Genomic DNA, 23,379 nt, shown 5'->3' with positions numbered 1-23,379 from the left:
CTCCTTTAAATATAAAAATGATCCTATCAATCTTTATATTGAGCCTATTTTCTCATTGATACCTTGCAAGAAAGGAATAATAGCTGTTCCTATACCAAGTAGGAATGTCATAAATGCAGAAAGTCATATGCTGTCATTCTTTTCTATTCAATCATTTTGAAGTGTCTCAAGGCATCCATGATAGCTTCTTCTTTTTCAGGTGTACACTGTGGAATAATTTGTTTCTCCTTTTTAGACTTGTTGTAATGTTCTCGTAATTCTATTCCACATTTCCTTTTTATCTGTGCAATATATAATGTCGGAACTTATAATTCAAATTTATTCCAAACATATTCTTTGATTTGAGCATATGTTGCCTTACTTTCAGCACTGGTCAAATCAAGCTCATCCAGCTCAATTTCAACGTCTATATGCTTATCGACATCGAGTTTGGACAAAAGTGATACCGCCTCAACATGATGCGTTTGTGGGAGTTCAAAGCTCCAGTGGAGCTTTGAAGCGTTTCGCCTAGAATGAAAGACGCGAGACGTTTAATTGCGTTTCTCTAACAAGCACACACACTCGACGTGGTGCGTTTGCGGAAACAGATCCACCGGCTGTACTTTTTTCAATTCATAGCCTAATTCTTGATAAAGTTTGATATCACGCGCCATAGTTGCTGGGTTACATGAGACGTAGGTAATCTTCTCAGGTTGCATGGCAACACTGGCTTTGATGAAGCTTTCTGTCAAGCCCTTGCGTGGCGGGTCCACAATGATAACGTCTGGTTTGATGCCATCCTTGCTCCACTTGGCCATGGCATTTTCAGCTGAGTCAGCCACATAGTGGGCGTTAGTAATGCCGTTACGTTCTGCATTTTTCTTGGCATCTTCGACGGCTGTTTCGATGACTTCAACGCCGTAGACTTCCTTGACCTGTTTGGCGAATGACAAACCTATTGTCCCGATACCTGAATAGGCATCAATAACAATGCTATCGCTGTTTAGGTCTGAGAAGTCAATGGCTGTTTGGTAGAGTTTTTCAGCCATCTCGGTATTAACCTGATAGAAGGACTGCGCAGAAATCTCATAGTCATTGCCCAACATACTATCTGTAATGGTATCTTGACCAAAAAGGGTACGGAACTCCTTACCAAAGATGGCGTTAGTGTTCTTATCGTTGATGTTTTGGATGATAGAAACGACATTTGGGAAGGCTTCCGTAATCTTAGCAATGATTTGGTCAATACGGAAAACTTTTGGTCTGGTCGTGACAAAGACCAACATCATCTGACCTGAATAATGGCCTCGACGAACCACCAAGTGACGAATCAACCCTGTCTGCTCCTTCTCATCATAAGGTTTTAGGTCATAGCGGCGGAGAAGGTCACGGACAAAGACAATGAGTTTATCAATTTCCTTGTCTTGAATGAGGAAATCTTCAATTGGAATCAAGTCGTGAGAATTCTTGCGGTAGAAACCTGTTTCAATCTGACCTTTAACACGGCGAACAGGCACCTGGGCCTTATTACGGTAGGCGTAAGGAGTCTCCATCCCCAATGTTTCAGCGACCTCTACATCTGAGATACCTGCTGTCTTATAGAGGTTGTCCACAACTTGTTTACGCTTGAACTTAAGTTGTTCCTCGTAGGTCATATGCCCAAAATCAGCAATCCCTGAACGCAGATAGGTCGCATCAATGTCCTGATTACGGTTTGGTGAAAGGGTTACATACTCCTCAACCTTACCAAAGCCGATATTTTTCTTGAGCTTAAGCACTCGCATCTTGATGACTTCTCCTGGTAGGGCATTATCCACGAAAAAGACAAAGCCATCCACCTTAGCGACACCCGCTCCTTCATGTGTCAAATCGACAATTTCAACTTCTACAATATCGTTTTTATTTAACATAATTCAACTTTCTTTATTCTGATAGGCTTAAAAAGCCTCTAGCTACCCTCCATTATAGCATATATAAATCAAATTTATGGCTGGCCATAAATATTATAGATTTTTCAGAAAAGTCAAACGGTGCTATCATAGGTCCATGACAAAAAATAAACGACTCAGCAACTAGGCTAGATGTCGTTTCTATCTAAAGGAGAATAATCATGCCAGATATTACCATTCATACAATCGAAACTGCACCAGAAGAAGTCAAAGACGTCCTTCAAACAGTCAAAGATGCCAATGGGGGATACATTCCAAACTTGATTGGTCTCCTTGCTAATGCGCCAACTGCGCTTGAGACTTACCGCACTGTCGGAGAAATCAACCGTCGCAATTCATTGACCCCAACTGAACGTGAGGTTGTTCAAATTACAGCTGCTGTAACTAATGGTTGCGCCTTCTGTGTAGCAGGTCACACAGCCTTTTCAATCAAGCAAATCCAAATGACACCACAACTTTTGGAAGCCCTTCGTAACCGTACACCAATCGAAGATGATCCAAAACTTGATACCCTTGCGAAATTCACTATTGCTGTGATCAATACCAAAGGTGCTGTTGGTGACGAAGCCTACAATGACTTCTTGGAAGCTGGTTACACTGCCCAAAACGCCCTTGACGTTATCTTGGGTGTCAGCCTTGCTAGCTTGTGTAACTACGCTAACAATCTCGCACAAACACCGATTAACCCTGAACTTCAAGAATACGCTTAATTCAAAACGAAGCGATAAACAGAGGAGGACCTAAGCCTATGTCATATTTTTCAAAAGAATTCCTTACTTGGTTAGACACCAATGCTGATCTCATCGACCAAGAATCTGGACCAATTGCCAATCAACTCTTGAAAAAGATTGCTGAACATGATATTTTTAAAGTAAGCGTTCCCAAAGAGTATGATGGCTTAGGTGGTGAACCTACTCAAGTTGTTGATTTTCTTGGGGAACTCGCACAGCATTCCTTAACGGCTTCCTTTATTTCTTGGGGACATCGTACTTTTATCGAATATATTTTAAGCAGTGACAATCCCTATCCTAGACAAGCATGGTTAGCTGAACTGTTTAAGGGTGAACGAGCTGGTGGTACCGGTTTGTCTAATGCCGTTAAATTTCTGTCAGATATCGAGGAACTCAATGTCACTATTTCTCAAGAAGGTGATGACTACTATCTCGATGGTCGTCTCCCTTGGGTAACTAACCTTCGTTCTGATAAATTCGCCGCTCTCTTTGCTGCTGGATTTAATGATGACCGCCAACCTTGGATTATTACCATTCCATCAGAAGCTGAGGGCTTGAGCCGTTCAGCTGATCTAGAATTTGTTTCCTTGCAGGGCTCCAACACTGCTAGTTTGACCTTCAATCATGTCAAACTAGACCCTAATTGGATTCTTTCCAAAGACGCTGTGGACTTTATCGCCAAAACACGACCTAACTTCCTTGGCTTCCAGTTTGGCTTAGCCTTCGGTTTGGCTCAACGCTCCCTTAATGAGGTAGAAAACAGTCTAGCAAGCAATCGAAGCGTTCTTCGAAATGAGTTTGAAACAACACGTGAAGCCTTGCTAAACATTCAAGACCAACTCTATGCAGGTCTTAATGATCCTAGTTACTTCATCGATAACCCACGTGAACTCTTCCAGCTTCGCATCGACATTGTAGATGTAGTGGCTAATAGCCTCTTATTAGAGCTTCAAGCTAGTGGTGGTCGAGGTTATCTTAAAGAATCTGATTCTAGTTTTATTCGACGTTGGAACGAAGGTGTTTTTCTTCCAATTGTATCTCCAAGTGCTGTGCAACTCCGTCATATCCTCGCAAATCAGTAATTAATCAGAAAGGTTTTACATGAAGGCGTTTTTCAGCAAGATTCCCTTGGCTCTATCGAGTTTACTTTTAGCCCTCTTTAGTTTATCCAATCAAATAAGTCAATATGCCCTGTTTTCACAGGGCATTTGGTGCTTAGCAAGTATCGGATTAGTCCTTATCTTAGGACGGTTATGGCTAGGGAAAGACCAGACCAAGGAAGATTTGAAAAACACGGTCATTGCTTCATCCTTCCCAAGCTTTTTCATGGCACTCTTTCTCTTTTTTACTCGTCTGCCCATCTCCTTAACTGGACAAACTGCTCTTTGGCTTTGTCTTCTACTTGTCTACTTGGCCTATATCCTCTTCTTTAGCTACCGTTTTCTTAGATCATTTAAACTAGAAGATGTCTATCCAAGCTGGTTTGTGGTCTACGTAGGTCCTGCTATTAGCTTGGTAACTGCTCCAAGTACAATATCAAGCACTTTCAAGGCTAGTATTCTAGAACTTACGGGGCTTGCTGCTGGCCTACTCTTCATACTTATTTTTTATAGACTATTCCGTATCAAAGTAAGTCCAGGTCTTCAAGCAAGTCTAGCAGTACTTGCAGCTCCTCTTGCTCTCCTCATTACAGCTTACCTTAAGAGTGGGCAAGAAATTAATTCCCTACTTCTAGTTGGACTCTTACTACCTTCGCAAGTATTTTATTTTTATGGTTTGGGACTCTTTGCCAAGCTTGTAAAAAAAGGCTTTATACCACTTTTTGCAGCTTTTAGCTTTCCCTTGGTCAATAGTGTCAATGCTTTTAAGGCAGCTACCACCAGTCTTGGGCTAGTCAATCCAGCTACCCAATTGATTTGCAAGATAGAGTTCGTCCTCGTTCTTCTTATCATGGCCTATTTGCTTTATCATTTTCTAAAACTTCTTATACAAGGCGCTTATACAAGCTCTTAATACCAAAAAAGAAGCAGGTTCAGTGTGAACCTGCTTCTTTTCTTATCTAAATCCTAGTTCTTTTAATTTTGCCTGATAAGTGTCAAAATCAATTTCAATTCCTTGACCGCCATACAAATCATAGCTGTCAATCCAATCACCATCCGAAGGAATGGTTTGCGAATTGATCCCTTTTTTGAAACTACCAGCATTTGAAAGCCCCAAGTCCAACATGTCCGTCATACTCATATTGGTTGAGGTCAGTGAGTAAACCTTCCCCAAAGCCTCAGGCCCTTTGAAGAGGCTAAGTGGATTCTTAAGCTGCTTCATGACAGCCTGCATCACTTGTTGCTGACGCTTGGTACGGCCATAATCTCCCTCGTCATCCTTACGGAAACGGGCATAATTCAGAAGGGTGCGGCCATCCATATCTTGCTTACCAACTTTAATGGTTTGATTTGGCACGTGACCGTTCTTGTCCATCTTCAAATCATCTGGAACTTGAACCGAAGATACTTTTTTACCATCGATGGTCGCAAACTTCGCATTGATTTCTACACCATTTGGGAAGAGGGTATCAACCCCTGTCGCAAAGGTTTCAAAGTCAACCATGGCATAGTACTTGATATCAATATCAAAATTTCGTTTGAGCGTCTCCCGCATGAGCTCTGCCCCTTGATGATTATTTTGCTCACCAATATTGAAGGCCGTATTGAGTTTCAAGTCCTGAGAATAGTCGGTTTCTGAAGCCCCCTTGATATTGACCAAGGTGTCTCGCATAAAGCTAACCATCTTAACCTTACCTTCTTTATTGCCCACATTGACCACCATAATGGAGTCTGTTCTGGCATCGGTAGATTCTTGGCTAACGCGTTGGTCAGAACCTAGAATAAGGATATTGACCCCATCCTTGGTATCCTTACCATTAAAGGTCTCAACTATGGCAGGCTGGTAGGATTTACCATTATTACCTGCAGCAGAAAGGTCTGTTCCCTTGTAAAATTGATAAGCCATGGCTAGCACCAGGAACACAACTCCAAGACTCAAGCAACTAAGTACTAGCTTGACAACCTTCTTGAGCCTTCTCTTTTTCTTTGGCCGCTTCTTCTTGGCTACTTGCGACTTGGACTTTGGAGCCGACGCTGTTGAAGGGGCTGCTTGTCTTTGAACCTTTTTACGTTTAGGTTGACTTTGAGCAACTTCCTCTCGATAGATGGGTAGCCCTTCCTCTGTCAGCTGATTGGCAGCCTCATAATCACGCTCTTGATAGTAGTCAAAACGATTGTCATAAGGCTGGCGCCACGCTGCTTGATAGTCCTCTCTTTGCGCTTGATACCTCCGCTCAGCTTCATAGGCATCTAACTTTCCTTGTAGATAATTGAATTCTGAAGCCTGCTGTCCATTTAGATGAGCAAGATTTTTTAAAAGATAGCTGTAACGTAACCGTTCATGATGCGTAAACGGCCCATTGTTAGATTTGGTCATAAGATTTCCCTTTAAATTTCATAGACTTGGTAAGCACCCAAGATTTTATATCCAATTCCAACTGCAGTTAGCTCTTCAAGAGCGAACTGAGCCAACTTTTCCTTTGTATAATCACAATCAATAATGAAGAAATACTCGCCAAGTACCGTCTTCAACGGACGGCTTTCAATCTTGGTCAAGTCAATGCCTCGCCAGGCAAAGGTCGACAGGGCCTTGTAAAGTGCCCCTGGCATATTGTCAGGCAGGGTCAAGGCCAGCGTTAATTTACAATCAATCTGATTGAGCGGAATCTCAGGAACAGTGTTCCCCAGCACCCAAAAACGGGTATAATTCTTTTCAATCTCCTGGATATCCTTAGCCAATATTTGAAGACCGTATTCCTTAGCAGCTGCATGTGGAGCGATTGCTGCATAAGGCTGATCTGGATTATCAGCGACAAAACGAGCCGCAAAGGCTGTACTTGCTGTTGTCTCAATCTTGGCATGTGGAAAATGCTGTTTAATATACTTTTTCCCTTGGGCAATGGCCTGTGGATGTGAAAAGATTTTTTCAATCTTCTCATGATGTTTAGTTGCCATCAACTGCTGCTTGATAGGCTGAACAATCTCTGCCACAGCACGAATATCAGCCTGATGGAAGAGATAGTCTAAACTCTCATGAACAGAGCCCTCAATGGAATTTTCCACCGGAATGATTGCATAATCCACACGTCCCTCTTCATAAGACTTGATAACCTCGGTAATGGTACCTAATGAAACCAATTCTGCCTCAGGAAAAGCCTTTAAGGCTGCATTATGCGTAAACGACCCACTTGGGCCCAAATAACCTACATACATTTGATAAACCTTGCTACTTCTTCTGGCGTTCGATTATCAACTGTGACAACCAAATCTGCTAAATCTTGATAGAGTGCCATTCGACCGTCGTAAATAACCTTAAAATCCTCTTTTGAATGATTGAGAAAGAGTGGACGTTGATTTTTGGTATCCTTTTGAATGCGATCATAGACCACATCGAAAGAAGCATGGAGCCAAACGTTATGCTTACGATTCTTGGCCAAGAGCTGACGATTACGCTCTGTTACAACGACACCACCTCCAGTAGAGATGATGACATCATCTCCCTCTTGAAGAAGTTCTTCCAAAGTCTCAGACTCAATCTGACGAAAGGCTGCCTCACCTTCTTTTGCAAAAAAATCAGCAATGGACATGCCGATTTTCTCCTCGATGACCTGATCCATATCCACGAAACGACCATCCAGGTATGGGGCGACGGAACTCTTACCAACTCCCATAAAGCCCAATAAAACTTTAGCCATTGAGCAATCCTTCCAAGTCACTAAAGAAGCTTGGGTAACTTGTATTGATAGCTTCTGCACGTTGCAAGTCAACCTCACCATCTTGAACCAAGAGGGCAGCAATAGCTGTCATCATACCAATGCGGTGGTCACCAAAGGTATTGACCTCTGCTCCATGAAGAGCGGTCTTACCAGTGATAATCATACCATCCTCAGTTGGTACAATATCAGCACCCATAGCATTCAAGGCATCTGCCACCACCTGAATACGGTCTGTTTCTTTTACCTTGAGTTCCTCAGCATCACGAATCACAGTCTTACCTTGGGCTTGTGTCGCCAAGAGTGTGATAATCGGAAGTTCATCAATCAAACGTGGAATGATATCGCCACCAATTTCAGTTCCTTTAAGTTCTGAAGTTTCAACCGTAATAGTCGCAGATTTAGCAACTTGGTCAATATCTGAAAGGGTAATCTTACCGCCCATATCTTTGATCACATCAATAATACCAGTACGCGTCTCATTGATGCCGACATTTTCCAAGACAATCTTAGAGTTAGGCACCACGAGTCCCGCTACCAACCAAAAGGCCGCTGAAGAAATATCCCCTGGAACCACGACTTCTTGAGCAGTAAAGCTTTGGCCACCAGAAATACGAATTTCCTTGCCATCTACTTGAAGCTGACCACCAAACTGCTGAATCATATCTTCCGTATGATTACGTGTTTTTTCCTTTTCAATGATGACAGATTCGCCATCAGCTTGAAGCGCTGCAAAAATAAGAGCAGATTTTACCTGAGCAGAGGCCACAGGCAATTGGTAATGAATAGGTTTAAGGGACTTGCTACCGTGCATTTTCAATGGTGGCAAATCACGGTCTGTTTGACCAGAAACCTCTACACCCATCTGACGCAATGGAATGGTCACACGGTCCATCGGACGTTTTGAAAGGGAATCATCTCCAAACATTTCCACATCAAAATCCTGACCTGCAAGCACACCTGAAATCAAGCGAATAGATGTCCCAGAGTTACCCATATCCAATTTGTTTTGAGGAGCCTTGAGACCATCAAAACCAACACCGTGAATGCGAACCACATCACCATCATCCTCGATAGTCACACCCAAATCACGGAAGACCTGCATAGTTGAGAGGACATCCTCACCTCGTAAAATATCACGAACAGTTGTCACACCTTTGGCAAGACTTCCGAACATGATAGAACGGTGACTGATTGACTTGTCACCAGGGATGCGCAAGCTGCCATGAAGACCTTGAGCCTTGGTTTCTAGTTTCATAGGTTACTCCTAAAAATTTTATAGTTATTCCCATTATACCATATTTGAAAGCCTAATCATAGACTGAATTGTCAAAATATTCACTCGCTTGTATTGCCATACTTTTCTTTCAAGAAGGCAACCGCCTCTTGAACACGGTTCCGAATCAAGTTAGCAGACTCCTGCAAAAGATTTTTTTCCTCAGCCGACAAAGACAAGCGAACTGGAGCAGCCACCCCATGACGCCCTAGGATGACTGGATAGCCAAGATAGATTTGATAAGCTTCTTGATAGCTAGATACTGCCACCTCTTCTTGAGCGTCAGAAAGGATAATTGTCACCAAACGAAGAGCAGCACTGGCAATACCGTATGAAGTATAGCCCTTACCATAAAAAACCTTATGACCACCCTTCATGGAAGCCATAAAGAGATTTTGACGTTCTTCTTCGCTGGTCAATTCTGTAATGTCTTGCCCTTTAACCTTGACTTGACTCCAGGCAGTAAATTGGGAATTCCCATGTTCGCCAAGATTGTAGCCAGATACTGATTTGGGATTGACTGACAAATCATTTCCTACCGCTGTCTTCATCCTAGCCGTATCGAGTAGAGTCCCTGTCCCAATCACACGTTCTCTTGGCCAGCCTGTGAATTCCTGATAGAGGGCTGATACAGCATCTACAGGATTCGAGATAACCAAGAGTATACCTTTAAAATCCAATTTTTTAAGTTCCTGAGAAACCTGATAAACGGCTTCTCGAGTAAATGGGAATTCAGCAAAGCGGTCCTCACCAGCATTGTGCTGTAACTGAATATTGCCAAGAGATGAAATAATCACATCAGCATCTTCAAGTGCCGTATAATCATTGACAACAATGTTTGCATAGCTAGGTAGATTTGCCATAGCATCCTTAAAATCCTGGGCATCTGCCTCGGCTTTCTTCTCATTGATATCTATAAAGACATAACTATCAGCCAAGCCTTGAGCAATTGCTCCATGAGCTACTGCAGCTCCAACATTTCCCATACCAATAATTCCAATCTTACGACTCATCATTTTCCTCCTTAATATTTCTAGCTTCTTCCTTAGACAATCTCTTTTGAATGCAGAAAAGGGCCTGTCAATTGACACACCCTCTTTGATTAACTATTCAATTCTTGCAAAGGTTTGAAGATGATACGTTCAATATCGTTCAAATAAACAGACAAACCTTGTTGTGCAGCCAAGTATTCTTTCAAAAGGGCATTAGCTTCTACCTTTTGACCCAATTCTTGAACAGCTGCTTGTTCTTCTGCTGTTGGCATTGTACCAGCTTGCATTTTAGCATAGAAATCCTCTTGGAAATCAGTAAACTCTTTGAAAAGAGCGCTAGCTTCAGCATCAGCTACAATTGCTTCTTTTTTCTCTACCAAAGTTTTGTACTCAGGAAGGGCACGAATGCCACGTTCCAACTCATTTGCTAAATCATAAATATTTGTCATTTTATTCTCCTAGGCGATCACCACATGATAATCCGTATTGGCTTCAATAACAGTTTTAGCATGTGTACGATCTTTTTCATTTTTAAAAGTAATCTGGAGGATACCGTGAATATCCTCACGATTTTCCTCATTAATACGAAGGTTAACCAAAGACGTTCCTCGCAGCAATTCCATAATGCTAAGAATAACGTCCTCGCGGTCAGGTACATCCACAAAAATATCGAAGGCACTTTCCACGCCACCCTTTTTGTGGATTTCCATCTCTTTGCGTTTCTTACGACCGTTGTCAAAGAACTCCCAAATGGCATTCTCATCTTCAGCCTTAATCAAGTCAGCCACATAGTCCAAACGTTTTTTGAAATCTTCAATACGATCCAAAACAGCTGGCCCATTGGTCATGAGAATAGAAGCCCACATGCCAGGTTCACTTTCTGCAATACGAGTCATATCTCGGAAGCCCCCAGCCGCAAAGTGATTGGTCATCTCGTGAGCCTGCGCGTAGTCAGCAGCTTGCTCCATAAGACCAGAAGCCAAAAGATGTGGAAAATGACTGATTTGACTGGTTACACGGTCATGTTCAGCCGCATCAATCTCCACAAATCGTGACTTAAGCCCTGACAAGATGTCCTTAAGTTCAGGGATAGTTGTCTCTCTTGTTAGACTCGTCGGTGTGAAAATATAATAAGCATTTTCGAAAAGTGTCACGTCAGCTGCAATAGCCCCTGATTTATGGGAACCGGCCATAGGGTGAGATCCTACAAACTGAACATTTTTACCTGTTAGGTAACGTTCAGCTGCCTCAACGATATCCAATTTAGTAGACCCTGCGTCTGTGATGATGACATTATCTTTGAGCTCCAAGTCAGCCAACTCCTTCAAGTAGGCCACAGTTTGCTTAATTGGCACTGCAAGGATAATAACATCCGCGAGGGGAGCAAATTCTTTGAAATCACTTGTTGCACGGTCAACGATGCCACGCTCAAGTGCAATATTTCGAGAATAGTCAGAGCGATTATATCCAAGAATCTCATAATCAGGGTGGTCCCTTTTAATCCCTAAGGCCAAGGAGCCACCAATCAAGCCCAATCCTGCGATATAAATAGTTTTCTTACTCATTACTACTCCCATCTATTGTCTGATGCTGCTTAAAAGTTTTTCACATAGGCACGGTGACGTGCTACCGCTTCTTTCAATTCTTCCATGTTGTCAGAAGAGAATTTGTCCAAGATTTCATTGGCTACGACTGTAGCGACTACGGATTCCATAACGACACCCGCTGCAGGCAAGGCCGTTGGATCTGAACGCTCGACTGTTGCCTTGTATGGTTCATGTGTTTCGATATCTACTGACATCAATGGCTTGTATAGGGTTGGAATAGGTTTCATAACCCCACGGACCACAATCGGTTGCCCGTTGGTCATACCACCTTCAAAACCACCAAGGTTGTTAGTGCGACGCGTATAGCCATCCTCTTCATTCCAGAGAATCTCGTCCATTACTTGAGAGCCCTTGAGGTAGCCATCCTTGAAACCAAGACCAAATTCCACACCCTTGAAGGCATTGATAGACACAACTGCTTGAGCAATCTTAGCATCAAGTTTGGTATCCCATTGGACATAAGAACCAAGGCCAACAGGGACGCCTCCAACGACAGTTTCAACAACACCACCGATTGTGTCCCCTTCTTTTTTGATTTGGTCAATGTAATCTTTAATTTCTTGTTCACGTTCTTGGTTAACAACTGAAATTTCTGACTGTTGAGCCAATTCCTTGATTTGAGCGACTGTCAAATTCTCAGGAACATCAATTTCCTTACCACCAAAGACAACCACATGGTTGGCAATCTCAATATCAAGCTCAGCCAAGATACGTTTAGCGACAGCACCTACTGCCACACGCATGGTTGTTTCACGCGCACTAGAACGCTCCAAAGAATTACGCAAATCATCAAAACGGTATTTCATTCCACCAACCAAGTCAGCATGTCCTGGACGTGGGTGAGTGATTTTACGTTTGGTTTTCAAACGATCCTCAATGTCTTCCACAGCCATGATATCCAACCATTTTTGATGGTCCTTGTTGATAACATGAAGGGTGATTGGAGCCCCTGTTGTTTTCCCATGACGAACACCAGAAGTAATTTCAACCTTATCAGATTCAATTTTCATACGGCCACCACGACCATAACCACCTTGGCGGCGTTTCAAATCACCATTGATATCTTCAGCCGTCAAGGGAAGACCAGCTGGAACGCCTTCGATAATTGCTGTTAAACGTGGGCCGTGAGACTCACCTGCTGTTAAATATCTCATTTATTTCTCCAAGTACTCTTTCATTTCAACTAAAGGAATCTGATTGATAGCTGCCTTACCAATCTCTGGAACAATAACTGTCTTAATGCTATTACCACGAGCTTTTTTGTCATGTGTGAGAGCTGTGTAAAGCTCCTCAACACGCCATGGCTCATAATCCACCGGCAAGCCAAATTTAACACACATCTCAGCGATTTGACGTGTGATACCCTTAGGCATGAGGCCTTTTTCCTCAGCAACACGTGAAATCTGAACCATTCCGATAGCCACAGCTTCACCATGCATGACTTTTCCGTAACCAGCTGTTTGTTCAACAGCATGTCCAATCGTATGACCAAAGTTTAGATACATACGAACACCACCTTCGAACTCGTCTTCAACCACAATTTTACGCTTAACATTACATGAACGATAAATGATGGTTTCTGAGTTTTCTAGGATACTGTGAACTGAACCATCAATGCTTTCAAGCAAGTGCCAAAGCTCAGGATCGTCAATCAAACCATATTTGACAACCTCACCCATACCTTCAATCAATTCGCGTTTACCAAGTGTCTCAAGGACATTAGGATCAATCAAAACCCCATCAGGCTGAGCAAAAGTTCCCACGATATTTTTAGCAAATGGTGTGTTCACACCTGTCTTACCACCAATAGATGAATCCACTTGGGCAGTTAGACTAGTTGGAACCTGAACAAAGTGAATGCCACGCATATAGGTCGAAGCGACAAAGCCTGCTAAATCACCAACAACGCCACCACCAAGAGCAAGGATACCATCACTACGAGTCATGCCATTCTTAATCAAAAACTCATAAGCCTTATTAACAGTTTTAAGGTTTTTACTTGCTTCACCTTCCAGGAAATCAAAAACGACTACCTCAAAACCTTCGTGCTCCAAGCTAAGCTTAACTTTTTCTGCATATAGAGCTCCCACATGATTGTCTGTGATGAGTGCAATCTTTTGTGGTTCCCAAAGTGACTTCACCCATTGACCGACGGTCTTAAGGGCTCCTTTTTCAATAATAATGTCATAAGGGTTATGTGTTAAATTTACCTCTAGTTTCATAGTCGTCCCCTCCTAGCTATTGTAAATATTTTCTAATTCCTGCCAAATGGCGTCTGTTGGCATGTCCTTGCCGGTCCACAATTTAAAGGCACCTGCTGCTTGATGAAGCAACATGCCAAGTCCATTTACAGCCTCGATTCCCTGTTTTCTAGCCAAGGCCAAGAAAGGTGTTTCAAAAGGCTGATAAATGATATCAGCTACCAAGAGTCCCTTAGGAAATTTTGTGTCTGTAGGAATGGGCAAGGATTCGCCATCCATCCCAACACTGGTCGCATTCACCAATAAATCAGCCTGGCCTAGTTCCTCTTGAAAATACTCAAAATCATTTAAAGCATGAAACTCCAAGTGGCAAGTTGCCTGTTCAAGTAAGGACTTAAAGCTCTCTTTTGCCTTATCCAATGACTGAGGGCGAACATAGACACTGACTTTTTTTGCACCATCAAGAACTGCCTGCGTCACAATAGCTTTAGCGGCACCACCAGCACCCAAAATCATCAGATGAGCGTCTCTAGGGCTAAAGTCCTTTAGACTAGCAAAGAAGCCAAAACCGTCCGTATTATGACCAATCAAATGACCATCACGATTAACAACTGTATTAACGGCACCAATCAGTTGAGCTGCAGGACTAATTTCATCCAAAAAAGGAATGACTGCTTCCTTATATGGCATGGACAAGTTGATACCGAACATGTTGTAACGTCTAATATTTTCAACTGTCTCGGCTAGGTCTGACTCTGGAATCTCCCAGGCCACATAAACACCATTAACTTGTGTCTTTTCGAAGGCCGAATTATGAATAAATGGCGAAATAGAGTGCTTGATGGGATTGGCGACAACAGCTGCTAGGCGTGTGTGTCCATCAATCTGCATCTAAAATCTCCCTAATTCTACGCATATCTGCAAGACCAACTTGCCCCGGTGCACTAGCATTGTCAAGACTAGCAAAGGTCCATGATGACCCCACCAAATCTCCCGCAAAACGTGACAAACGACCTAGTTTCCCCATTGACATGGTTACAAACTCTTGTTCAGGATTATAGGCCTTGAAACCACGTGTGAAGTTCATAAGGTCAATAACATCCTGCTCATGCTTAGGCATAACCGCCACCTTAACCACTCTCGGCGTTAGGTTTGTCATTTCTGACAAAAGCTCCATGAGGTTTTCAGGTGTCTCCTCAAAGTTATGATAAGACAAAACCAAGTTTGAAAAATCCAGCATTTGGTCAAAGACAGCCTTACGAGTGAAATACTCAAAATCAATATAATCTGGCGAGTAGATAGCAGCGACATCCTCAATTAGTGCGACATATTCCGCATCCGTTAACTCAAGCTTGCCACCCTCACGCGTTGTACGGATGGTAAAGACAATCTCAAAGCCTGCGAATTTCTCGAAAATAGCTGGAGCAACCGTTAAGATACTATCCTTATCTAAAAAATCTGCACGCCATTCTATAATGTCTGCCCCCTCAAAACGAGACAGTTCAAGCTCTTGTGCCTCCTCTAAACTAGTTGGCATAATCGGAACTACAATTTTCATTTATTTACCTTTATTGTGTATACTTTCAAATAATTTGATGTTGGATCATTAGGATTGACGGTAAAATCCGCTGGTAATTGTTGCAGGTTAACGAAGTCCGCTGAAACATCTCCCAAGCCCTTACGGAGTTGTTTTTTAAACTGTTGCACGGTCATATTAGCAGCATTGGTACTTGCGATGATTGTCCCATGCTCTGATAAAATATCAAGACTCTGTGCAATTAACTTGTGGTAATCCTTATTTGCTGAGAAAGTGCGTTTCTTATTTCGAGCAAAGCTTGGCGGATCGATGACGATAAGGTCATAAGATAAGCCTTTTTTCTTTGCATATTTGAAATAATCGAAGACATCCATCACGACCAAGCGATGATTGTCCATACTGAAACCATTAGCTTCAAAATGAGCCGTCGATAATTCACGTGAACGCTTAGCCAAATCAACTGATGTCGTTTCAACCGCTCCACCCATAGCCGCAGCAACTGAAAAAGCTGCCGTATAGGAGAACATATTCAAAACTGATTTACCCAAAGCTAGGCCATTAACTAAACCATCACGCACTTCATGCTGATCAAGGAAAATTCCCGTCATTAGCCCATCATTGAGGAAAACTTCATAAGAGACCCCATTTTCTAAAATGGTGAAGGTATCAGCCGCCTCCTGCCCAAAAAGATGGTCTGATTCGAAATCAAGACCCTTGAAGCGGATTTTCTCATAGCCTCCCAAGACCTCAGGAAAGACCGTTTGGAAAGCCTCTACAATAACATCCTTCAAGGAATAAACAAAGGCATTGTACCATGAAAAGAGGGCATAATCCCCATATAAATCAATTGTGAGTCCACCAAAATCGTCACCATCTTGGTTGAAAAGACGAAAAGCTGTCGTCAACTCATTATCATAATAGGATTGACGTTTGGCCTTAGCCTTTTCAAAAAGTCCTTGAAAATAAGTCACTGTCAATTTTTCTTTATTAGGGGACAGAAACCATCCTATCCCCTTATTTTGACTTGACAAATAGCCCGTTCCTAAAAAATCTTTGGACTGGCTATAAAGGTAAACCAACTGATTATTTTCAGTGATATTTGGAAAATCTTCTGCTAAAAGAAGCTGTTTTCCTTGTTTGATTTTTTTCTCCGCAAAGGGACTTACCGTCAATATACTCATGTTACTATTATACCAAAAAAATGCTATTATTTCTGTTTCGTAACTAGATTTTATCAATTATATGTCAAGGAATATCACACTCAATGGCAGTAAATTTTTGAGAGTCATTATCTTATTTGGTATAATGATTAAGATAATATAGAATCAAAGGAAGTATTACTTTGAAAAAAATTAATGAAGCCTTTTGGAAAGGAGTTTCATCAAGACTTGGATTTATCCTCTTGTTACTCTTCTTTTACTGGCTAAAAACCATATTCGCTTATTACGTCAACATTAATCTTGAGTTGGAAAGCAGATATCAGGTTATGCTTTCGCTGATTAACCCTATTCCACTAGGATTAATGCTTCTAGGTTTAGGACTATACTTTAAGAAACGACGTTTCTTTTATAGCATTACCATTGCTATCTATGTCATCCTTAACCTCTTACTTATTGCTAATGTGATTTACTTTGGAGAGTTTACAGACTTCATCACTGTAAATACCATCCTAGCAAGTTCTAGTTCGGCAGCAGGACTAGGAGACTCCGCCAAGAACCTTCTTGAGCCAAGCTATCTCTTCTACCTGATTGATGTACCTTTCTTCATCTATGCTGGTTTCAGGAAGAAGCTTAAGATGGACAGCAAGCCATTTAACAAACGAGCTAGTTTTGCCGTCACTGCACTGTCGACACTCCTTCTCTCAGTTAACCTCTTCTTAGCGGAAGTTAACCGTGGCGAGTTGTTGACACGTGGTTTCTCAAATAACTATATTGTTCGTGCTATGGGGATTCCCTTCTTCACAGCCTATTCTGGTAACTTAACTTATCAGGCCTCACAGGCTCGTTCATCAGCAACAGCTGAGGATATGAAAAAGGTTGAGGCTTACGTTAAGGAGCACTACGCGGCACCTGATCCTAAGTATTACGGAATTGCTAAAGGAAGAAACATCATCGTTATTCACTTGGAAAGCTTCCAACAGTTCCTTATTGACTACAAGCTCAAAGTAGACGGTCAAGAATATGAGGTTACACCATTCATCAATTCCATTTACCACTCAAACGAGACGCTAGCCTTTTCAAACTTCTTCCACCAAGTTAAATCAGGGAAAACTTCTGATGCTGAAACCTTGATGGAAACGTCTCTCTTTGGACTAAGCACAGGCTCATACATGGTAAACTATGGTGGTACCAATACAGCCTATGCTGCACCATCTATCCTAGCTCAAACAGGTGGCTATACGTCAGCTGTTTTCCACGGAAACACTGGATCCTTCTGGAATCGTAATAACACCTATAAACAATGGGGTTATAATTACTTCTTTGACTCATCAGCCTTCACTGAAAAAACTGATGAAAACTCATTCCAGTATGGTCTAAATGACAAGTACATGTTCCCAGATTCCATCAAATATCTGGAACAAATGCAACAACCTTTCTACGTTAAATACCTTACAGTATCTAACCACTACCCATACACTTCACTCTCAGGCGATGAAAAGGAACAAGGTTTCCCACTCGCTGAAACAAAAGATGAGACAGTCAACGGATATTTTGCAACAGCTAACTATCTTGACTCAGCAATCAAAGACTTCTTTGATTACCTTAAGGAAACCGGTCTTTACGACAACTCAATTATTGTCATGTACGGTGACCACTATGGTATCTCAGATACACGAAGCAGCAATCTTGCTGAACTTCTCGGTAAGAACCCTGAAACTTGGTCAAACTATGATAAGGCCATGCTTCAACGTGTTCCTTACATGATTCATATTCCAGGATATACTGGTGGTGGCATCTCTAACACCTTTGGCGGTGAGGTCGATGCCCTTCCAACTCTCCTTCACATTCTTGGTGTTGACACTAGCTCTTATATCCAGATGGGACAAGACCTCCTATCTCCTGATAACAAGCAAATTGTCGCATTTAGAACCTCAGGTCAATATGTTACTCCTCAATACACTAGCTATTCTGGTCGACTCTATAATACTCAAACAGGGGAAGAAATTACCAACCCTGATGAAACGACTAAAAAGGATAACGAAGCCATTCGTAAGGCAGTAGCCACTCAGCTTTCAATGAGTGACGCTGTTCAAACAGGTGACCTCCTTCGTTTCTATACGCCAAATGGTTTGAAACCTGTTGATTCTAGCAAGATTTCCTACACTAAACAGATGGATCAACTAAAAGAAATCAATAAAAAGCTGAAAGATAAATCAACTAGCCTCTACAAGCAAAAAGGCAATAAATCAACAGCTGATCTATTCAAGACCCCATCTTACAAGGAGCTACATCCTGTAGAATCCGAATCAAGCTCTAGCTCAAGTTCGGGTGAATCAGAGCCAAGCAGTTCTTCAACGGAACAACAATAACCCCAAAAGGCAGTCCTCTATGGACTGCTTTTTTAGATTAAACAAGTTTCAAAACCACTTGCCTGAAAAATTGTAATTCTCTTCTCACTAGTTACTCTCAAACATATTTCTTGCTAGTTTGCTATAAGCGTGATTAAATAGGATTTGTAAGAAAACTTATAAAGGAGAACAGATATGAATCCAATGGAATTATTTAACCAAGTAAAAGAAATGATCGAAAAGAAAGATTTCGAAGCTGCTAAAAAGTTTGTCGATGAAAACAAAGATGATTTGGGCGAGTACTTCGACCAAGCTAAATCTCTTGTTTCAGGTAACGAAATGGTCAGTGGAGCTTTAGACAAGATTAAAGGCCTATTCTAAGACGAAATCCCCGCAATCAATAGGATTGCGGGGGCTTTTTATGTCTAGAAGTCCTATTTAGAGACGGTGCCTAGCTTAGTCAAAAGTTCTTTAGAACAAGCAAAAAAAGAGATTCCCTAAGGAACCTCTTTTTATTCTATATGACTATAGAATTATTTTTTCAAGTTGTAGAATGATTTCAAACCACGGTATTCTGCAACTTCACCAAGTTGGTCTTCGATACGAAGCAATTGGTTGTATTTAGCGATACGGTCAGTACGTGACAATGAACCTGTCTTGATTTGACCAGCGTTAGTTGCAACTGCGATATCAGCGATTGTTGAATCTTCAGTTTCACCTGAACGGTGTGATACTACTGCTGTGTATCCAGCTTCTTTCGCCATTTCGATAGCGTCGAAAGTTTCAGTCAAAGTACCGATTTGGTTAACTTTGATAAGGATTGAGTTAGCAGCGTGTTCTGCAATACCTTTTTCAAGGTAAGCTGTGTTAGTTACGAAGAAGTCGTCACCAACCAATTGAACTTTACCACCAAGACGTTCAGTAAGAGCTTTCCAACCGTCCCAGTCGTTTTCGTCCATACCATCTTCGATAGTGATGATTGGGTATTTGTTAACCAATTCTTCAAGGTAGTCGATTTGTTCTGCAGCAGTACGAACAGCAGCGCCTTCACCTTCAAATTTAGTGTAGTCGTAAACTTTACGTTCTGCATCGTAGAATTCAGATGATGCACAGTCAAATCCGATAAATACGTCTTTACCTGGTACATATCCAGCAGCTTCGATAGCTTTGATGATAGTTTCAACACCATCTTCAGTTCCGTCGAAACGAGGTGCGAAACCACCTTCGTCACCTACGGCTGTTTCAAGTCCACGTTCTTTAAGGATTTTCTTAAGTGCGTGGAAGATTTCAGCACCCCAACGAAGAGCTTCTTTGAATGTTGGTGCACCAGCAGGTACGATCATGAATTCTTGGAAAGCGATTGGAGCGTCTGAGTGAGAACCACCGTTGATGATGTTCATCATTGGAGTTGGAAGAACTTTAGTGTTGAATCCGCCAAGGTAGCTGTAAAGTGGAACTTCAAGGTAGTCAGCAGCTGCGCGTGCTACAGCGATAGACACACCAAGAATAGCGTTGGCACCAAGTTTACCTTTGTTTGGAGTACCGTCAAGAGCGATCATTGCGCGGTCAATACCTTGTTGATCACGTACGTCGAATCCGATGATGTGTTCAGCAATAACGTTGTTTACGTTATCAACTGCTTTTTGAGTACCAAGACCACCGTAACGAGCTTTGTCACCATCACGAAGTTCTACTGCTTCGTGTTCACCAGTTGAAGCTCCTGAAGGAACCATACCGCGACCGAATGCACCAGATTCAGTGTAAACTTCTACTTCAAGTGTTGGGTTACCGCGTGAGTCAAGGACTTCGCGTGCGTAAACATCAGTAATAATTGACATTACAATACTCTCCTTATGAGTTAAAATTTTTTACACCTATATATTACCATAATATCAAGGCTTAAGCAAATTAAAACCAGAATTTTCTAGCGATTTTCTATTTTTTAATATTTTCAATTGTTTTTGAAAATCTCAGAAAACGACCCGAATGAAAAGGAATTCAAAATATTGTATAATAGCTAGTAGAAAACTTACAGGAGATTCCTATGACTTCACTTGAAAACAAAGTGCTCCAATGCGCTAGTGGCGAAAAACGCCTTAATCCCGATGAACTTCGTCAGTATTTTGGAACCTATGCGGAACGTGTAGTCCTAGCTGTTCTATTGGAAAATGCTGAAAAGAAAACTGTAATTGACCATTTTCCGCAGATTTTAAAAGACTTACAAGCCGTTTACCCGAATCTTAGTCTCAAGCTATCGCCAAAGTTAGCTGACCAGATACAATTTACCTATATCAAAACGGCTCAAGCACTCAACATTTCAGCTACTATCGTGGACGAGGCCAAGGCCCATTCACCATACGGTCTTATCCTACATAGTAATCAAGCAGAAAACCTTGATAAAGTGTTATTTTCAGAGCTCTATCCTGATATCCTTGCTCCTAAAGAAACTGAACCTGTCACTGAAAAAAAGGGATTTTTCGCTAAACTATTTGGAAAATAAAAGCTGACGCTACGTCAGCTTTTTCTTATATCACAATTATCACAATGTTTTATTGAGCTTGATGAGATTTCCAATATTGAGTCCTGTTCGATAGAGATTCTCCTTAGCAGCAGCTAAAACTTGGTCTAAGTCTGCTACTTGACCAATAATGGGAAAAGCAGCTGAAATGCCTGCTACTGGAAAATCAGGCAAGTCATCCTTCAGACTACCACAGATTGCAATGACAGGAATAGCTGATGGTGTCCGCCTAGCTACCCCGACCGGTGCCTTACCAGACAAGGACTGGCTATCCATACGTCCTTCTCCTACTATAACCAAATCAGCAGACTTCACACGTTGGTCAAAATCAACACAATCAAGTACAAAGCTAATCCCTGATTTAATTTCTGCACCTGCAAAGGCCACCAGGCCTGCAGCCATGCCTCCCCCTGCTCCTGAACCAGCCAGTTTTAAAACTTCTGGAGCAACGTCAGTGTAGAATTGAGACATATCTTGGTCGACTTTTTTAAATTGTGAAGGAGACAAGCCTTTTTGTCCACCAAAAATATAGGTTGCTCCATGTTGGCCACACAAGGGGTTGTCTACATCAGTAATCAGACGAATGGTGACACCAGACAAATCAAGCTTATTTTTAGAGGATACCTTCTTAATGAGACCAAGATTAGCACCTATTGGCTCAAGCTCCTGTCCCTCAGAATCATAAAAACGATACCCCAATCCATATGCCATACCAATACCACCATCATTGGTAGCAGATCCACCTACGCCTATAATAAACTCTCGGATGCCAGATTGAACCAAATGAACAATTAGTTCACCTACGCCTTGTGTCGTTAGAGCTAGAGGATTTCGTTTCTCCTTAGGAATATGCTCCAAGCCACAAATCGCAGCCATTTCAAAAATGGCAGTCTGGCCATTGCTGGCAAAAGAAACACTTCCGTCACTTGTATAGGCATGAGGAATCTTGATACTTTTCTTCTCAAGATTTAGATTTTCAGCAAGAGCATCTAAGGTGCCCTCGCCACCATCACCTATGGGAATGAGATCAAATTCCGCATCTGGCAAGGCCTTTTCAAAGCCCGATTTAAGAGCTAAAGCAACCTCTTTGGCTGATAAACTTTCCTTAAATGAATCAGGTGCAATCAAAATTCGCATGATGTCCTCCTTCTATTTTTCTTTTAGGTAAGGGGATAAAGCCTGAACTAACTCTTCCGTCATATGTCGAGGACCTCGAACAGTTTTAATACCTAAACTCTTTAGTCTATCACTATCAAAGTCAGTGTCATTAAAAGTGTATAAGGGCTTAATCCGCATCAACTCTTTAATACTCTCCTCTTCACGATAACCTTGATTAGGGATATTTGCCTCTAAAACCTGACAGACGTAACGGATGGCCTTGGTAGGTGCCGTAATATAGATAGCCACAAAATCTCCCTTTTGCATACTAGCTTTCTGTGTCCAAAGAATCTCCTCATTTGCGGAAAACTCATCCCCAATATCGTAGTATTTCAAATTTACCGGGATAATCCAATAATGAGGCTCCGAAGCCTTTCTAAGATGTTTGGGAGCCACTAGGGAACGACTTTCACTAAGAAGCTCAAAAACAGTCTGGTCTGGCAAGGTCTCATCTAAAACAAGACTAACCCAGGTCTTCTTGGACATATGGTAGCTAGGAAAAACGCCATCCATTTTCAAGAGCTTATCCATTTGCGTCGGATTAACCTTGAGGTTAACCACATCATATGTTAATTCTGCCTTTTCTCCATCAAGCCCTAGTTTTTCTCCCTTAAGAGGAAAAAACAAGGCATACCATTTACCATCAACTCTAAAAGATAGATAGCTTGGTTCTTTCTCGAAAGGATGGTCTGCTTGGTCTGAAAATTCTTGAGCTAAAAATTTAGCCAGGCGATTAGCTTGTGGAGATGAGAATAATTGATCTTCATAACAAGAATCAGCTACCTGTGACAGAAGTTCTCCATAAGCCTCTCTGACTTGACCCACGTAAGTTCCAGTAGCCTGAGGACTCCTGAAGATATCATAAGGCTCATCAAGATCACTATCGACAACCTGTCCCGTCAACTTACCTTCTAAATCAATAAACAATCGAGCTTCAAGTTCTTCAGCTATCAGTGGTTTTCTGAACTCGTAACCTTGCTCAGTAGCTGTAAAACCAAAAGGTTCTAGGTTATCAGGTTTTAGGACTTTCTTTTTAAAATAAGCATCCTCAAAAGTCATTGGTTCTCCCTTTTTCTAAAAAAGAGAAGTTGAGACAAACTTATGTCCCAA

At 41.8% G+C, this 23,379-nt stretch carries 22 protein-coding genes and 1 pseudogene; 6 read left to right on the top strand and 17 right to left on the bottom strand.

What is annotated here, in order from left to right:
- Window positions 1-143 precede the first annotated feature (143 nt).
- Together HMPREF1519_RS10590 and rlmD are read right to left on the bottom strand one after the other, a co-directional pair.
- Window positions 144-464, bottom strand: a pseudogene (locus HMPREF1519_RS10590) (23S rRNA (uracil(1939)-C(5))-methyltransferase RlmD); the annotation flags it as partial.
- A gap of 66 nt (window positions 465-530) precedes the next feature.
- Window positions 531-1,889, bottom strand: a complete 1,359-nt coding sequence (rlmD, locus tag HMPREF1519_RS05720) for a 23S rRNA (uracil(1939)-C(5))-methyltransferase RlmD (protein WP_037611440.1) — start codon at window positions 1,887-1,889, stop codon at window positions 531-533.
- 200 nt (window positions 1,890-2,089) lie between these two features.
- On the opposite strand from rlmD, the gene HMPREF1519_RS05715 reads away from it, so the two are divergent.
- The 3 genes from HMPREF1519_RS05715 to HMPREF1519_RS05705 are packed head-to-tail and all read left to right on the top strand — an operon-like array spanning window position 2,090 to window position 4,672.
- Window positions 2,090-2,638, top strand: a complete 549-nt coding sequence (locus tag HMPREF1519_RS05715) for a carboxymuconolactone decarboxylase family protein (RefSeq protein ID WP_037611439.1) — start codon at window positions 2,090-2,092, stop codon at window positions 2,636-2,638.
- A gap of 38 nt (window positions 2,639-2,676) precedes the next feature.
- Window positions 2,677-3,741, top strand: coding sequence for an acyl-CoA dehydrogenase family protein (locus tag HMPREF1519_RS05710; protein WP_037611438.1), 1,065 nt, complete (start codon window positions 2,677-2,679; stop codon window positions 3,739-3,741).
- A 19-nt stretch (window positions 3,742-3,760) separates the two neighbouring features.
- Window positions 3,761-4,672 carry an ethanolamine utilization protein EutJ gene (locus tag HMPREF1519_RS05705; protein WP_156024875.1) on the top strand — a complete coding sequence of 304 codons (912 nt, stop codon included), beginning with the start codon at window positions 3,761-3,763 and terminating at the stop codon, window positions 4,670-4,672.
- Window positions 4,673-4,714: 42 nt separating this feature from the next.
- Here the strand turns inward: HMPREF1519_RS05705 and HMPREF1519_RS05700 are convergent, their stop codons facing one another.
- The 12 genes from HMPREF1519_RS05700 to HMPREF1519_RS05645 all read right to left on the bottom strand — a co-directional run bounded on the left by HMPREF1519_RS05700 (window position 4,715) and on the right by HMPREF1519_RS05645 (window position 16,266).
- The gene (locus HMPREF1519_RS05700) at window positions 4,715-6,136 is read right to left on the bottom strand and encodes an LCP family protein (RefSeq protein WP_037611437.1); all 1,422 of its coding nucleotides are present in this window, start codon (window positions 6,134-6,136) and stop codon (window positions 4,715-4,717) included.
- 11 nt (window positions 6,137-6,147) lie between these two features.
- A complete protein-coding gene (pheA, locus tag HMPREF1519_RS05695) occupies window positions 6,148-6,972 on the bottom strand; it encodes a prephenate dehydratase (protein ID WP_003093238.1) in 825 nt (274 codons plus the stop codon).
- Window positions 6,963-7,454: a shikimate kinase gene (locus tag HMPREF1519_RS05690; RefSeq protein ID WP_037611436.1), complete on the bottom strand. Its 492-nt coding sequence runs from the start codon at window positions 7,452-7,454 to the stop codon at window positions 6,963-6,965. The genes pheA and HMPREF1519_RS05690 overlap by 10 nt, the downstream gene beginning before the upstream one ends.
- On the bottom strand, window positions 7,447-8,730 hold the full coding sequence (aroA, locus tag HMPREF1519_RS05685; RefSeq protein WP_003093644.1) for a 3-phosphoshikimate 1-carboxyvinyltransferase: 1,284 nt from the start codon (window positions 8,728-8,730) through the stop codon (window positions 7,447-7,449). Before aroA ends, HMPREF1519_RS05690 begins: the two co-directional genes overlap by 8 nt.
- A gap of 80 nt (window positions 8,731-8,810) precedes the next feature.
- Entirely contained in the window at window positions 8,811-9,761 is a 951-nt protein-coding gene (locus tag HMPREF1519_RS05680) for an L-lactate dehydrogenase (RefSeq protein WP_037611435.1), read from the bottom strand.
- A gap of 89 nt (window positions 9,762-9,850) precedes the next feature.
- Entirely contained in the window at window positions 9,851-10,189 is a 339-nt protein-coding gene (locus tag HMPREF1519_RS05675) for a YlbF/YmcA family competence regulator (protein ID WP_002886015.1), read from the bottom strand.
- A 9-nt stretch (window positions 10,190-10,198) separates the two neighbouring features.
- Complete coding sequence (locus HMPREF1519_RS05670) at window positions 10,199-11,305, bottom strand: prephenate dehydrogenase (RefSeq protein WP_022496016.1); 1,107 nt, start codon at window positions 11,303-11,305, stop codon at window positions 10,199-10,201.
- 29 nt (window positions 11,306-11,334) lie between these two features.
- Entirely contained in the window at window positions 11,335-12,501 is a 1,167-nt protein-coding gene (gene aroC / locus HMPREF1519_RS05665; protein WP_014634145.1) for a chorismate synthase, read from the bottom strand.
- A complete protein-coding gene (aroB, locus tag HMPREF1519_RS05660) occupies window positions 12,502-13,569 on the bottom strand; it encodes a 3-dehydroquinate synthase (RefSeq protein ID WP_013990891.1) in 1,068 nt (355 codons plus the stop codon). It lies immediately after the preceding gene.
- 12 nt (window positions 13,570-13,581) lie between these two features.
- Window positions 13,582-14,439, bottom strand: coding sequence for a shikimate dehydrogenase (locus HMPREF1519_RS05655; protein WP_002886122.1), 858 nt, complete (start codon window positions 14,437-14,439; stop codon window positions 13,582-13,584).
- Window positions 14,429-15,106, bottom strand: a complete 678-nt coding sequence (aroD, locus tag HMPREF1519_RS05650; RefSeq protein WP_022496015.1) for a type I 3-dehydroquinate dehydratase — start codon at window positions 15,104-15,106, stop codon at window positions 14,429-14,431. The genes HMPREF1519_RS05655 and aroD overlap by 11 nt, the downstream gene beginning before the upstream one ends.
- Complete coding sequence (locus HMPREF1519_RS05645) at window positions 15,103-16,266, bottom strand: class I SAM-dependent rRNA methyltransferase (RefSeq protein ID WP_037611434.1); 1,164 nt, start codon at window positions 16,264-16,266, stop codon at window positions 15,103-15,105. The genes aroD and HMPREF1519_RS05645 overlap by 4 nt, the downstream gene beginning before the upstream one ends.
- Window positions 16,267-16,427: 161 nt before the next feature.
- Here HMPREF1519_RS05645 and HMPREF1519_RS05640 point away from each other — a divergent pair, with 161 nt between their 5' ends.
- Together HMPREF1519_RS05640 and HMPREF1519_RS05635 are read left to right on the top strand one after the other, a co-directional pair.
- On the top strand, window positions 16,428-18,614 hold the full coding sequence (locus HMPREF1519_RS05640; protein ID WP_037611433.1) for an LTA synthase family protein: 2,187 nt from the start codon (window positions 16,428-16,430) through the stop codon (window positions 18,612-18,614).
- 174 nt (window positions 18,615-18,788) lie between these two features.
- Window positions 18,789-18,974, top strand: a complete 186-nt coding sequence (locus HMPREF1519_RS05635) for a hypothetical protein (protein ID WP_002886071.1) — start codon at window positions 18,789-18,791, stop codon at window positions 18,972-18,974.
- 152 nt (window positions 18,975-19,126) lie between these two features.
- On the opposite strand, the gene eno is transcribed toward HMPREF1519_RS05635, so the two are convergent.
- Window positions 19,127-20,431 (bottom strand): surface-displayed alpha-enolase, encoded by a 1,305-nt coding sequence (eno, locus tag HMPREF1519_RS05630; RefSeq protein ID WP_002886048.1) that lies wholly within the window; start codon window positions 20,429-20,431, stop codon window positions 19,127-19,129.
- A gap of 206 nt (window positions 20,432-20,637) precedes the next feature.
- Here eno and HMPREF1519_RS05625 point away from each other — a divergent pair, with 206 nt between their 5' ends.
- A complete protein-coding gene (locus tag HMPREF1519_RS05625) occupies window positions 20,638-21,093 on the top strand; it encodes a YueI family protein (protein ID WP_002885945.1) in 456 nt (151 codons plus the stop codon).
- Window positions 21,094-21,132: 39 nt separating this feature from the next.
- Here HMPREF1519_RS05625 and HMPREF1519_RS05620 read toward each other — a convergent pair whose 3' ends face one another.
- Together HMPREF1519_RS05620 and HMPREF1519_RS05615 are read right to left on the bottom strand one after the other, a co-directional pair.
- The gene (locus tag HMPREF1519_RS05620; RefSeq protein ID WP_037611432.1) at window positions 21,133-22,248 is read right to left on the bottom strand and encodes a glycerate kinase; all 1,116 of its coding nucleotides are present in this window, start codon (window positions 22,246-22,248) and stop codon (window positions 21,133-21,135) included.
- A gap of 12 nt (window positions 22,249-22,260) precedes the next feature.
- A complete protein-coding gene (locus HMPREF1519_RS05615) occupies window positions 22,261-23,328 on the bottom strand; it encodes an MmcQ/YjbR family DNA-binding protein (protein ID WP_022496012.1) in 1,068 nt (355 codons plus the stop codon).
- Window positions 23,329-23,379: the final 51 nt, after the last annotated feature.

This window comes from Streptococcus sp. SR4 (assembly GCF_000517725.1).
GTDB classification, from domain to species: domain Bacteria; phylum Bacillota; class Bacilli; order Lactobacillales; family Streptococcaceae; genus Streptococcus; species Streptococcus salivarius_F.
The sequence above is the reverse complement of the archived record's forward strand: the minus strand, read 5'-3'. Positions and strand labels throughout refer to the sequence as shown.